This is a genomic window from Streptomyces phaeochromogenes, assembly GCF_001418655.1.
Lineage (GTDB): Bacteria > Actinomycetota > Actinomycetes > Streptomycetales > Streptomycetaceae > Streptomyces > Streptomyces phaeochromogenes.
Genome location: NZ_LIQZ01000235.1, coordinates 1 through 12,104 on the forward strand (window position 1 = coordinate 1; position 12,104 = coordinate 12,104).

The window sequence follows — 12,104 nt, forward strand, 5'->3', positions numbered from 1 at the left end:
CGCCGGCCGGCGTGCCCACTAGCTTCGGAGACCTCCATGTCCGCCCCTCGCAGTGATTTCCACCAGGCTCTCGACCTCATCGGCAAGGGCAAGCACGTCAGCTTGACCACCTTCCGTCGCAACGGACAGCCGGTTCCCACGCCCGTCGGCAGTCTCGTGCACGACGGAACCCTCTACGCCCTGACGCCGCCGGACACCGGAAAGGCCAAGCGGATCCGCGGCAACCCACAGGTGACCATCGCCCCCTGCGACATGAAGGGCACCGTTCCTGCCGACGCACCCACCGTCTCGGCCACCGCGCGGCTCTTGGATCCCGCGGAGACCGCCCGTGTCCAGGAAATGATGCAGCGACGATTCTTCATGTACCGCCTGGTGCACCTGGTCGACCGGATCCTGCGCCGCGAACGCCGACTCGTCGCCATCGCGATCAGTACATGATCAGCGCACACCTCACGACAAGGTCTGCGTCCACGGCAGGGCGCCCTCACATTGCGGAGGCGCGCTGCACTTGGCCGAACGGGCCACCTGGTGACGAGGAGGACCCCTGGGACAGGAGCCGGCAGCAGACACTTGCCATTGTCCCGGCCGCTCAGTGGACGGGACAGCTGGATTCCGCGCCCCTGCTCTCCGCCTGCCTGGGCGGTGTGCCATGGGATGCGTCGGACGACGGTGTGCAGCGCGGGTCAGGCTCAAGTCGCTTGAGGAGCGGGCTGACTCGACGCGACCGAAGTTGCGTGAAGCCCTGGCCTGGCTCACCGTTGCCGCCTCCCCCGTGTGGCCAGTGACTGGCATTGGTCACAGAACAGAGACGCCGGGCTGCGTCGACGCCTGGCCGAACGCTGGTCTCAGCCGCCTGTGGAACACTCCGAGGGACGGCACCTTCTCGTCCTGCGGTGGCGTACGAATTGGAATCGATTCGAACAACAACGCGGGCGCGGCTGCGCCAGGTTGAGGTGATCTGAGGTGGCCCGGTTGACCGGCCCGGAGGAGTATCAGTTGCGGCCGGCCCTCGGCATGATCGGTGAAGCGGCCGAAGGCGGCGGGAGCGGCTCTGGGCAGGGTCCGCGCCGCGTCTGGATGAAGCGTCCCGGCACGATTGCCGGTTCCTTGGTCGCTGCTGCGGCCGTCGGCCTGGTTCTCCTTGCGTACGGGCTTGCTGATGATGGTTCGGACGGTTCCCGGCAGGATCAGGGACAGGCTCTGACCGAGCTGGAATGGATTGCCTGCTCGCCGAAGATCGTCGAAGGAGACATCGCGGTGATCCAGGAGCACCCCGAACAGGCCGACGCCGTGAAGGTCACGCTCACCGTCACGGACTGGATCAAGCCGAAGCAGGGCTCTCAGCGGCAGATCCAGTTCACCACCATGAGCGGCAAGTGGAAGGGCGAGCCTGCTTACTCCACGGGGGAACACCTGCTGGTGGTTGTCGTGGACCGTCCCGACGAGCCGGCCGACATCTTCCGGGTCGACGGGGCCGGGACATCACGGACCCTGGCATCCTTCCGCAGCCGGATCGACAAGGATCTACCTGCGGCAGCAAAGACGGAGTGCCCTGCCTTCTGGCGCAATCGAGGCGACAACGGCGCGGGGCGATCGGACAGTTGACATGCGTTGTGGCGTCGTTCGGCGCGCTCTCTCCGTCACCGACCCTGAGCGATTCATGCGTCCGGATCAATGGTGACGGCCTCCCCGACATCTTGAGTGCGTCCCCGCAGGCGCGTGTGCACGACGGGTCGGCGGGCCCTGCGGGACAGGGCGACGATCGCGGGGATGGCGGCAATTGTCGAAGCGTGCGCCGCCATCGTCCGAGCACGGTTCACTTCATGTGGGTCCACACAACCACCATGCCGATGAAAACCACCAAGCGGTGTTGTACGACGAGGACTCGCCGCCCGGCCGATCCGGTGCCCGCGTAGCGCACCGCGCGATTGTCGAGGGCGGGGCCGGGGCCGGACGTCCGCCGGAAGGGGACCGTGTTGTCTCAAGGTGCCCGGCTCCCACCCCGAGGTGGGGGTGGGAGCCGGGGCCGGAGCAGATCGTGTGGCGGGAACGGGCAGGTCAGAAGGTGTAGACGCCTCCGTTCAAGAGGGCAGGGGTTGTTCCGGGAACGGGGGAGAGGACGGTGAGCGTGTTGGCGGTGGTGGAAACGTGGCCGGTGCCGTCGCCGGGCCACCAGCGGGCGGCTCCGGAGGAGTTGACGGCCGCGAAGTCGGTGTGGCCGTCGGAGTTCACGTCGCCCGTGAAGAAGCGGCTGTAGCCGGCGAAGGACGTGCCGGATGCCAGCTGCTGGGCGGCAGCGGCCAGGCCGCCATTGCCGTCGCCCTTCCACCACCAGAGGGTGCCGTTGGAGTCGACGGCGGCGACATCGGTGTTGCCGTCGTCGTCGAAGTCACCGGTGGGGACGCCGGAGTAGGCGGAGAAGGACGCGCCGGACAGGTTCTGGCGGGCGCCGAAGGTACGGTCGCCGTTTCCGGGCCACCACCACAGGCTGCCGTCGAAGCCGAGGCCGACGATGTCGGTGAGGCCGTCGGCGTTGAAGTCGCCGCCGGAGACCGCCTTGACGGTGCTGAACGAGGTGCCGGACATCAGGACCGTGGGGGCGGCCAGGATGCCGTCGCCCTGCCCCAGCCAGAAGTTCAGCTGGCCCTGGTCGTTGATGGCGATGAGGTCGCCGATGCCGTCGTTGTTGAAGTCGCCGCGGGCCGGGTGGAAGGTCGAGCCGAAGGTGCCGCCGATCAGGGTGGCGTTCTCCAGGTGCCGTTCACCGGTGGTGGCGTCGCCGAAGCCCGCGAAGTACCAGATCCTGCCGTCGCTCAGGCGGTTGAAGACGTCCATCTGGCCGTCGCCGTCGGTGTCGTCCCAGGAGCGGGTGTCGGCCTCGCCGGTGTTGAAGGGCAGGCCGAGCAGCAGGTCGGTACCGGAGTACGTGTCAGCGGTCGCCGCGGAGGAGATCTCCTGGGTGCTCAGCGCCCTGCCGTAGAGCATCACGCGGTCGATCGAACCCGAGAAGGGCTGCGCGCCGTCCACCCGGTTGCCGACCTCGAGCGGCTGGGGGTGGGCCGGCGAGATCGCGCCGCTCGGCGCGGTGTCGGTGTCGACCTTCGCGCCGTCGATCCACAGGCTCAGCTCTTGGCCGGCGCGTACCAGGGCCACGTGGTGCCAGGCGTTGTCGTTGTAGCTCGACGTGGATTCCACCGCCTTGCTGCCGGACGCCGTGGTGATGTTGGCCACGATCCGGTTCTGCTCGGGTTCCCCCCGGATCCACATCTGCGGCAGCCCCGCGCCGACGCCGAAGCCCCAGAGGATGGCCCGCAGCCCGGTGGTGGAGTTGTACTTGAAGTCGGCGGTGGCCGTGAAGTCCCCGGAGAGCTTGGTGGCGTACACGGGGCTCGGCGCGACGTCGACAAAGCCGGCGGAGGTCGCAGGGTCCAGCGTCACCGCGCGGCCGAACCTGCCGGCGGTCAGGCGGGCACGGCCGCGCAGGGTGGCCGCGTCCCCGACGGTGTTCGGGGTACGGGAACCGGTCACCGGTCCGGTGAGAACGGTCTGGCCGGCGGAGACGATGGTGAAGCGGACCGAGGTGAGGTCGTACGTGCCGTTGGGGTTGTCCTTCGGAGCGGGCCCGGCCTCGTAGATCACTCCGAGACCGCCGGACTCGGTGCGGGTGAGGTCGGAGTAGCCGGCGCCCGCCTTGGCGATGGTCAGGCCCTGGGCGGGCGTCTGCCAGGTGGCGCCGTTGTCGAAGGAGGAACGGAGCTTGAGGGTGCCATGCCGCTGCGGGAAAGCGGAGTCGTGGTAGACGGGCTCGGTGATCACCAGCTGGTTGAAACTGTCACCGCGCGGGACGCTGTTGAGGGACAGTACCGGGGCGAAGATCCGCGAGCCGGGCAGGTTGGCCGCGGTCGCCGGGCGCCAGTCCTCGCCGCCGCTGGTGCTGATGGCCTTGTTCCGGTTGGCGCCCGAGATGGCAGCGGCGTTGCTGTCGAGTTCATCCGTGTTGTTGCGGGAGGTCATGTAGAGAGAGTCGTCGGCCAGTTGCGTGATGCTGGCCTCGCCCGACCACAAGATATCGGTGTTGGTGGTGATGGCGCCGCGGTGCCAGCTCGCTCCGTGGTTGTCGGTGTAGATGGCGGAGGCGTGGTGGCCGTCGTCGTTCCACGTTCCGTCGGCATTTGTCTGGCCGTTCTGGTACGCGGGCGCCACCAGCCGGTTCCCGTTGGCGCCACCTGGACGCAACTGGATGCCGTGTCCTGGGCCGGGCTGGAGGAAGCGCATGCCCTGCTGCTCGCTGGCGGGCTGGTTGGCCTGCCTGGGGTTCACCTGGCTGGTGATGTCAGTCCGGTTGATCCAGGTCTGGCCGTCGTCACGGCTGTACATGGCGAACGTCTGGATACGGTTCTGCTGCCCGTCCGGGCCTTCGGTGTCTCCGTTGGTGAGCAGCCGCACGCTGTAGAGCAGTACCACCTGGCCCTCGACGGCCGGGTTCGGGTTCTCGTATGTGGCGTCGACGATCGGTGTGGGCTGGGCGTTGATCGCCGGCACGCCCAGGTTTGCGGGGTCGCTGGACAGACTGCGGGCGATGATCTTCGGCGCGCTCCAGGTGGCGCCGCCGTCGGTCGACGCCCGGCTCACGATGTCCATCTCCTTTCTGTCATTGCACGCGCCGCCGCTCAGTCGGGCTTCGGCGAAGGCAAGCAGCGTCTTGTTGCCGGTGCGGACCACCGAGGGGATCCGGAAGCATGTGTAGGTGCGGCCGCCGATGGTCGTGTTCGAGGCGAACAGGGTCGACTGGCTGGGCAGTTGAGGTGGCTGCGCGGTGATGACGGGCGCTGCTGTCGCGGGTGCCGGTGACACCAGTGCGGCGCCAGCGATCAGCGGCAGCAGCAGAGCCCTGACGACGGCGGAGAGATTCATGTGAAGAAACTATGACGATCTCCTGTGACGATTCAACGAAATACCTTCGGGCCAGGGGCAATTGGCGGCTTCCTCTACGCCGGCGGACTTGCCCGTCGGCCAACCGGTCTTGGTGGCCGGCAGATCGCGTCGGAGTTCAACGCCGCGTTCGCGGCCGCGGCGTGGGCCAGTTCCTCGTCGTCGAGGAGTACCGCCGGCCGGGGCGGCGGAAGATTCGGGTGACGCGTCGCCGCAGCCCTCACGGCAGGGTCCGGGTCCCGGGTGGGCCGCTCCACGGCTGTCGGCTCGGTTTCGGGGCCGCGTCCGGCCAGAGCCCGGACCTCAGGGTCCTCGTGGTCGGCGAAGACGGAGAGTCCGTCGTGAGCACGCGGCGCTCGGTCGGTCCCAGGTCCGCACGGCTCGCCACCTTCGTGCGCACCTCCGGGTCCGGATCGGCGATGAGCGCGCGGCGCTCGGCGGGGCCGGGGTCCGCGCGGTGCGCGATCAGGCCCCGTATCGGCCGTTCCGCGAGCGGCTGGATCGGCTTCCGCCGTCCGTCCAGCATCAGTCCCCGCAGACAGCAGCCGCCCTTCGACCGCTGATCCTTGAGCGGCACCGACGAGAACACGTCAGCCACGAACAACGCCAACGTCGCCCGAGCACGGTTCACTTCATGTGCGTCCACATGCCCAACATGCTCCCAAACAGGACCGTGAGACAGACCTGACGGAGTCGTACTGGGAGTCGACACCGAGCTGGCCGCTCTGCGGGACATCACTCTCGGCTGGGCGGGGGAGACCTGTCGGGGCTGCGAGTGGTGGCGACGTACACGTGAACGCTTTCCGAAGCACGCCGACAAGATAAATGCTGGCGTGCGAAGGCCCGTCGCCCTCTGGTACCAGCTGTTACCATCGGAGTATGGCGAAGTCACAGAGGGGCTGGCGCGTCGACGACGAGATCGCGGAGCTGGCTACGGCCCGGGCCAAGGATCGCGGCATGAGCGTCGGCGACTACATCGCTGCTCTCGTGCGAGAAGACGTCGGCGGGCTGCGTCAACGAGGCGTGGACGCGGCGAGGCGCTTCCTCGACGAGCACCAGGCGGTCTTCGACGATGCCGAAGACGCCGACCGTCGCTCCTCGGGGGCTCACGCCGCCTGATGGACCTGTACATCGACGTCCCCTGGATCCTGCAGGTTGCGGAAGTGGCGGGTGCGGCGGATCCCGCCCCCGACGACTACGGGGTGCCCGTGGCTGCGGTCGCCTGTCACCGGGCCGAACTGCTCGAAACACCTGTCTACGACGGCCCCTACGCCCGCGCCGCCGCGCTGGTGCACATCCTCGGGCGCTGCCGTTGGCTGGAGCACTCCAACATGGCTGTGGCCGCCGCGACGGGCGTGATGTACCTGGAGGCTTCCGGGATTCCGGTCAAGCCCACTCGTGAGAACGCGGTCGCCCTCCGCGACGCGCTGCGCGATCCCGCCTGCACTGCCGCCAGGATCGCCGCCCTGCTGCGCACCTGGCCCCAGGCCACCTGATCGGACCTGCCTCGCCGGTGCGACGGACTGGGGCGGTGGATGCCGTCGCCTCTGAGACGACAGTCGCGGAGGATCTTCCAGGTCTTCATCCGTGCAAAGGCGTGCTCGACGCGGGCGCGGACCTTGCGGTGGGACGCGTTGTGTTCCTCTTTCCAGGCCGGGAGTTCGGTCTGGCCGGGTTCGCGGCGGTGCGGGATGATCAGGCCGGTGCCCCGGTAGCCGCCGTCGGCAATCACAGTGGTTGTGCCGACGGCGTCCTTCGCTCCGGACAGCTCCCACGCCTTGCAGTCGTTGCGGTTGCCCGGCAGTGGCCGGCCGACCGCGACGACGAGCCGGGAGTCGGCGTCGATGACGACCTGGTGGTTCGTCGAGTACCGATAGTTCTTGGACTGCTCGGCAACCGTATGGTCACGCGTGGGCACCAGGGTGCCGTCCACGATCAGCACAGTGTCCTGAGCGAACCGCCTACGGGGCTGCAGCGCGAGCGTCGGCCCCAGGTGGCCGATGATGTGGTCGGCCGCGGACTTCGAGACGCCGAACAGTAGCGCCGGCTGTCGCAGCGTCAGGTTCGTGCGCCAGTACGCGGTGACCAGCAGCCCCCGGTCCTCCAGCTGCAGGCTCCAGGGCCTGCCCTTACGGACCGGGTCTGCGCCCTCGCGCCGCAGTGTAGTGAGTAACTTGGCGAACTGCCGTGGGCTCAGGCCGGTGAACGGGGCTGTCCACGAGGGCTCCGATGCTGTGATCACACCAGCCACAGCAAGATCGTCTCACCTGCCGGGCAGGCAGTTGGCAAGCCAGTCCGCCTCTTGCGTACGGCTGCCGCCGCCATCGCCGTCCACCACATAGGCCAACGCCTCCATGAAGGTAGAACCCAGCGGCCAGAGGCAGTTCGGCCCCACGGCGATGACGCGACCGCTGGCTGCAATGTACGCAGGGAACTGGCTCGACCACATGCCCAGAGGACTGTAGTTCTCTCCGTACTGCCGCTCCAGCGTGGCCGCTTCCGTGGCGGCGTCGATGCAGGCGTCAACGGGGTCCATGTACAAGCGCGAACCGGGGACACGGGACGGAGAGCTCCTGATCATCAGCTCGCCGAACTCGGCCCAGACCGCTACCGCCACGTCGTTGAGTTCGAACCCGGCACCCGTCAGCAGCCACGTCCAGTCCGTAATGGCGATCTCGCGACCTGCTGTCCACCCAGCAGCACCAAGCGCGTCCAACACCGACGGACTGCAAGCCATCATCGACTCACTAATGTGTTCTATGCGCCCTCCCACTCGGCCTATGTGTGTTGCCCCAGTCTGCCGCACATCCCCACCAGCGGACAGGGTTATTGGTTCCGAAGGACACGAAGATCGTTTACGGGACAGCCCTTAGGTGGCCTACGCGGTTGTGGCGATGCCGCCGTCGACGGGGATCACGGCGCCCGTCAGGTATGCGCCTGCCCGGCTGGCGAGGAACACGGTGACACCCGCCATGTCGTCGTCGCGGCCGATCCGGCGTAGTGGGGCGGACGCCGCGATCGCCTCGCCGAACTCATCGAGGGTTGCAGCCATCATCGTCGACGGGAACGGTCCCGGCGCCACGGCGTTCACGGTGACGTGCTGCGGTCCTAGTTCCTTGGCGAGCACTCTGGTGAGTTGATGCAGTGCGGCCTTGCTGCTGGAGTACGAGTAGTTGGGCCGCTGGGGGATGTGGATGGCGGCGATGCTGCCGATGTTGATGATCCGCGCGGGATCGTCGGCGGTGCCCGCCTTGCGAAGTGCGGGCAGCAGCGCTTGGACCAGCCAGAACGGCGACTTCAGGTTGAGGTCGACGACCGTGTCCCAGGCCTCGTCCGGGAACGTCTCCAGCGGCTCGTCCCACAGGGCGCCCGCGTTGTTGACGAGGATGTCGAGACGCTCCGAGTCGGCGGTGACGAGGTCGGACAGTCGCCGACACTCGTCGTGGCGGGACAGGTCGGCGGGGATGGCCCGCACCTCACCGAATGCGGACAGCTGTTCCTGCGCCTGAGCGCACGCTTCTGCGTTGCGTGAGCTGATGACCACGCGGACGCCCGCCTGGAGAAGGCCACGCGCGATCATCATCCCGATGCCTCTGGTGCCACCGGTGACGAGCGCGCGCTTTCCACGCAGATCGAAGAGTTCTGCATGCGTTGTGAATTGGTTGACTACCACTCGCCGTCTTTCTCGTTGGTCGTGCGGGATGACGTGTCGACGCGTCGGGTGTTCGGTTCAGCTGTCTCGACGCTATGGCCGTGGAGTGCACTCCAAGCAAGCGGATCAGCCCCTACCCTCGCCCGTACGACGCGCCCGCCGAGCCGGTCACCACGCAGGGAGCCGACGAACACCTGCTCGTGATGGTGAGTCAGCGGCCCTTGGCCCTCAGCAGGGCGCGACCCGCTCCCTGCAACCGGTGTAGTCCGGGGTGTCATCGAGGGGTCAGCAAGTGCGATGATCGCAAGCCCGGTTCGGCGGACGGCCCGACTTGATGCCTCGCGGCAACCGCGGCTCAAGTCGGGCCCACTGGCCGTTGGTCAGATCCTCACGTCCCACAGGACATGATCATCAACGATCAAGATCAACTTTCGCGACAGACCCTGGGCTTGTTCTTTGACCTCCGGTTTTCTGTGACGGCCCTGCAGTTGGAACGCCCAAGATGTTGCCCGGGGTTTCGGAACCTCCGCCCGCGCCTGCACTGCCCGGCCCGCGCACCGAAACCCTCAACTCCCGGACCTGGAAGACCACTTGGCTCGACGGCGACCCGCCACCCGCCACGACGTGGGCAAGACCGTGCAACGACCCGCTCCTTGTCCGTGCGGAGTTCGACGGGCCGGCGCCGCCGTGGTCCAGTCCGCCTCGTCCCGGGCCCCGAGTTCGTCCAGCACCGCCCGGTGCAGCCGACGCCACGGGCCGGCCTCGGTCCATACCGTGAATCGGCGGTGCGCGGTGGCGTGCGACGTGCCGAACGGCGGCGGCAGATGCCTCCAGGCGCAGCCGCTCGTCAGCGCGTACACCGCTGCCGTGAACACGGCCCGCTCGTCATACGGAGCGGTCCCAGCACCTTGCGGGCGAGCAGCGAACGACGGCAGCAACGGGGTGGCCGGCTCCCAGAGTTCATCAGGACCCAGACGCTTCGATGGTTCAGCACCCAGGACTGGCATCGTGCCGCATGAACATCAAGTCACGTGAGGCAATCTCTAAGCCTTGATTGGTGCGGCCGACCTGGCGGCCTGCTCGATCTTCGCGCAGTAGGCCGCACGGGCTTCCTCGTCGATCTGCAGCTCGTGTTCGGCGCGCACACCGGTCCGGCCGTCGAGGCCCTCACGCAGGATATCGGCGTGCCCGGTATGCCGGATGGACTCGCTGAGGACATGGACCATGATGGCGAACAGGTTCGTGTTGGGATAAGGCTCCGGCCACCACGGCACGTGGCCGGGGGCGTCGAGGGGAAGCTCGTTGATCGTCGCGTCCGAGTGTTCCCACGTGCGCCGGTAGAACGCGATGATCTGATCGCGGGTTTCGTCCTCGGCCGCCCACAGGTCGTTGCCGTTGTGGTCCTGCCACCGGGGCAGCGGTTCCGGGGAAGGGCGGTCGAATACCTCGCCGAAGTACCTGGCCTCGACGGTGGCCACGTGTTTGACCAGGCCGAGGAGGTTGGTCCCGGTTGCTGTCAAAGGTCGGCGGGCGTCGTATTCGGACAAGCCGTCGAGTTTCCAGAGCAGCGCCTCGCGGTCCCGCCGCAGTCTCCCGTGCAGGTTGTCCTTCGCGAATTCGTCGATCATGCGGCATGAGCCTGCCATGGGCTGCTGGTGGTCTCAAGATCCCGTACGTGGTCCGCAAAACGACTGGCAGAGCCGAGGCCCGGCCATGGCCGCCGCCCTGACCTGCTACAAGAAGCTCGCGAAACTTGCCACGTGAGACAACCCCTAAGCGGTTTCGTTGGGATCGCCGGGCGCACCGGAGAAAGTCGCCCGCGACGTGGAGTCCGGCCAGGTGGATGGCCGCGGTCCTCTCGTAACAAGTGGCGATGCCGCTTTTGCGGGTCCCAGCCGCGTGCTGGTGAGTTCGCACGATCGTGGAGCACACCGACACGGCCTACGTCAGATCCCACACCATGGCAGGGCTCAGGGCCGTCCTAGGCCCCGGGAGCACCGCAGGACGGCACCTGCTGGGCCACGGGAGGGACCCGGGGAGCGATGAACTCCGCGTCTTGCATGCCGAAGTAGGCGAGGTCTACTTCGTCGTCTCCGTCCTGCACCTTCATGAGGTCGCTCTCGCTGCGCAACCAGGAAACGCCGCTCGAGTCCGTGAAGGACACCAGCGGATTCCGGTACCGCAGTTCCTCACGAGACAATTTGTGCTTCTTGAGAACGCCGTTCCAGTGCCCTGTGTAGTCGAGGGCGTCGACATCGACGACCAACTCGGAGCAGGGTCCGATGGATCCAAAGAGAACTCCTCCGCTACCCAACATCAGCCAGCCGGGTTCCCCGCCGGTGACGTCGCGGATTGTGACCCCTTGCCCGTCGAAGGTGTCTTCAGGTGTATCGCCTTGCACACCGAAGACCACCAGCACCTCGGAAACGGGGTCAGGAGATCGGTTCGCAACGTGAATCCGCGGTGCCCCGTCCGATCCCTGATCCAACCAGGCTGCCGTGCGAGTGGCCTGACCACGAGCTTGCTCTTCTGCGGCTTCCCTTGACTGGGCGAGCTGGTCCTCAGCAACCCTGGCCTGCACGAGAGTTGCCCATCCGGTGAAGCCAAGAGTCGCGATACCGACCAGGACACCTACGACCGTCGCTATGCGGTTCCAGTCGAGTGAGCGAAGTCGCGAGCGAGTTGCTTGGGGCTGCGGGGCAGATTCCCGAGCGCGGACCCGATCCGGGCGGGACCGCTGCCGTGCCAGGCGGAGCCTTGTACCCCGTTCACCACTATCCACCGGGTGTCTCCAATCGACGGCCGTGCCTCTGGAGACGCACCGCGCTTCCTTCTGGATCCAGCCCGCAAACAGATTGCACCAGGACTGCTGACCGCGGTCGGCCGGGTGGTCCGGCCCGGGGTCTCTGAGTACGACGGTGTCCGGTCGGCCGGCCGACCTGGCCCCGGCTACTGGGCCTACTGGCGGCCAAGACTCTGATTCGGTGTCGGAGCCGTTGTCGCGCCGCCGGCCCATCGTCGGCACGGTGGACATCAGGACGGATGCAGGCTGCTCATCCTGTGCACGTCCGTCCCAGTCGAGGCCGCAATCTCCCGTGCACACGAGGATCGTGCAAGTACGAGCGAGCATCGTTCTAACGTTTCCGCAGGTCAGCTCGGTTGAATGGAATCACTGCACTCCCTCACCGAGAAGAAGGTAGCCATGATCGCCAACTACGGCTTCAACGCCACCCTGACCGCCAGGCCCGCAATGGGCGACCAACTGGTCGACCTGCTGTTGACCGGCCTGAACGAGGGCAGCCCCGGCGCAAGCGAGCACTGCGTCGTCTACCTCGTCTCCCGGTCCGCGTCCAGCCCCGACATCGTCCACGTCACCGAGGGTTGGACCAGCGAGGAGGACCACCACCGGATCTTCGCCGGGGAGGCCGCCCAGGCCATCGTGGCGCAGATCGACGGACTGCTGGCCAAGGAGTCCGAGTACACCGACTACGTCCCGGTCCACGGCAAGGCCGCCTTCTGA

The 12,104-nt window shown here is 67.3% G+C and carries 10 protein-coding genes and 3 pseudogenes; 5 read left to right on the forward strand and 8 right to left on the reverse strand.

Annotated elements, in window-relative coordinates:
• Both AOK17_RS29140 and AOK17_RS29145 read left to right on the forward strand, forming a co-directional pair.
• The coding region (locus AOK17_RS29140; RefSeq protein ID WP_342671528.1) for a PPOX class F420-dependent oxidoreductase at positions 1-438 on the forward strand (438 nt) is incomplete at its 5' end.
• A 525-nt stretch (positions 439-963) separates the two neighbouring features.
• Positions 964-1,605: a hypothetical protein gene (locus tag AOK17_RS29145; protein WP_055615551.1), complete on the forward strand. Its 642-nt coding sequence runs from the start codon at positions 964-966 to the stop codon at positions 1,603-1,605.
• A 453-nt stretch (positions 1,606-2,058) separates the two neighbouring features.
• Here AOK17_RS29145 and AOK17_RS29150 read toward each other — a convergent pair whose 3' ends face one another.
• The gene (locus AOK17_RS29150; RefSeq protein ID WP_055615552.1) at positions 2,059-4,914 is read right to left on the reverse strand and encodes an FG-GAP-like repeat-containing protein; all 2,856 of its coding nucleotides are present in this window, start codon (positions 4,912-4,914) and stop codon (positions 2,059-2,061) included.
• Between the two features lie 499 nt (positions 4,915-5,413).
• Positions 5,414-5,578 (reverse strand): annotated as a pseudogene (locus tag AOK17_RS50235) (IS701 family transposase); the annotation flags it as partial.
• Positions 5,579-5,811: 233 nt separating this feature from the next.
• Here AOK17_RS50235 and AOK17_RS29160 point away from each other — a divergent pair.
• Positions 5,812-6,051 (forward strand): hypothetical protein, encoded by a 240-nt coding sequence (locus AOK17_RS29160; RefSeq protein ID WP_055615554.1) that lies wholly within the window; start codon positions 5,812-5,814, stop codon positions 6,049-6,051.
• Complete coding sequence (locus AOK17_RS48935) at positions 6,051-6,428, forward strand: fic family toxin-antitoxin system, toxin component (RefSeq protein ID WP_079053337.1); 378 nt, start codon at positions 6,051-6,053, stop codon at positions 6,426-6,428. Before AOK17_RS29160 ends, AOK17_RS48935 begins: the two co-directional genes overlap by 1 nt.
• A 35-nt stretch (positions 6,429-6,463) precedes the next feature.
• Here AOK17_RS48935 and AOK17_RS29170 read toward each other — a convergent pair.
• From AOK17_RS29170 to AOK17_RS29190, 6 genes and pseudogenes are all read right to left on the reverse strand, one after another.
• Positions 6,464-7,183: pseudogene (locus AOK17_RS29170) on the reverse strand (transposase); the annotation flags it as partial.
• Between the two features lie 12 nt (positions 7,184-7,195).
• Complete coding sequence (locus tag AOK17_RS29175) at positions 7,196-7,651, reverse strand: SUKH-3 domain-containing protein (protein WP_157881419.1); 456 nt, start codon at positions 7,649-7,651, stop codon at positions 7,196-7,198.
• A 159-nt stretch (positions 7,652-7,810) separates the two neighbouring features.
• On the reverse strand, positions 7,811-8,605 hold the full coding sequence (locus tag AOK17_RS29180; RefSeq protein WP_055615557.1) for an SDR family oxidoreductase: 795 nt from the start codon (positions 8,603-8,605) through the stop codon (positions 7,811-7,813).
• A gap of 728 nt (positions 8,606-9,333) precedes the next feature.
• A pseudogene (locus tag AOK17_RS54055) lies at positions 9,334-9,591 on the reverse strand (transposase); the annotation flags it as partial.
• Between the two features lie 36 nt (positions 9,592-9,627).
• On the reverse strand, positions 9,628-10,212 hold the full coding sequence (locus AOK17_RS29185; RefSeq protein WP_055615558.1) for a DinB family protein: 585 nt from the start codon (positions 10,210-10,212) through the stop codon (positions 9,628-9,630).
• 353 nt (positions 10,213-10,565) lie between these two features.
• Positions 10,566-11,003, reverse strand: coding sequence for a hypothetical protein (locus AOK17_RS29190; protein WP_157881420.1), 438 nt, complete (start codon positions 11,001-11,003; stop codon positions 10,566-10,568).
• Positions 11,004-11,786: 783 nt separating this feature from the next.
• On the opposite strand from AOK17_RS29190, the gene AOK17_RS29195 reads away from it, so the two are divergent.
• The gene (locus tag AOK17_RS29195; protein ID WP_055615569.1) at positions 11,787-12,104 is read left to right on the forward strand and encodes a putative quinol monooxygenase; all 318 of its coding nucleotides are present in this window, start codon (positions 11,787-11,789) and stop codon (positions 12,102-12,104) included.

Bases quoted from the DNA above. Each gene is read 5' to 3' on its own strand.
- AOK17_RS29150 (WP_055615552.1), bottom strand. From the start codon at position 4,914: ATGAATCTCTCCGCCGTCGTCAGGGCTCTGCTGCTGCCGCTGATCGCT.
- AOK17_RS29160 (WP_055615554.1), top strand. From the start codon at position 5,812: ATGGCGAAGTCACAGAGGGGCTGGCGCGTCGACGACGAGATCGCGGAG.
- AOK17_RS48935 (WP_079053337.1), top strand. From the start codon at position 6,051: ATGGACCTGTACATCGACGTCCCCTGGATCCTGCAGGTTGCGGAAGTG.
- AOK17_RS29185 (WP_055615558.1), bottom strand. From the start codon at position 10,212: ATGATCGACGAATTCGCGAAGGACAACCTGCACGGGAGACTGCGGCGG.
- AOK17_RS29195 (WP_055615569.1), top strand. From the start codon at position 11,787: ATGATCGCCAACTACGGCTTCAACGCCACCCTGACCGCCAGGCCCGCA.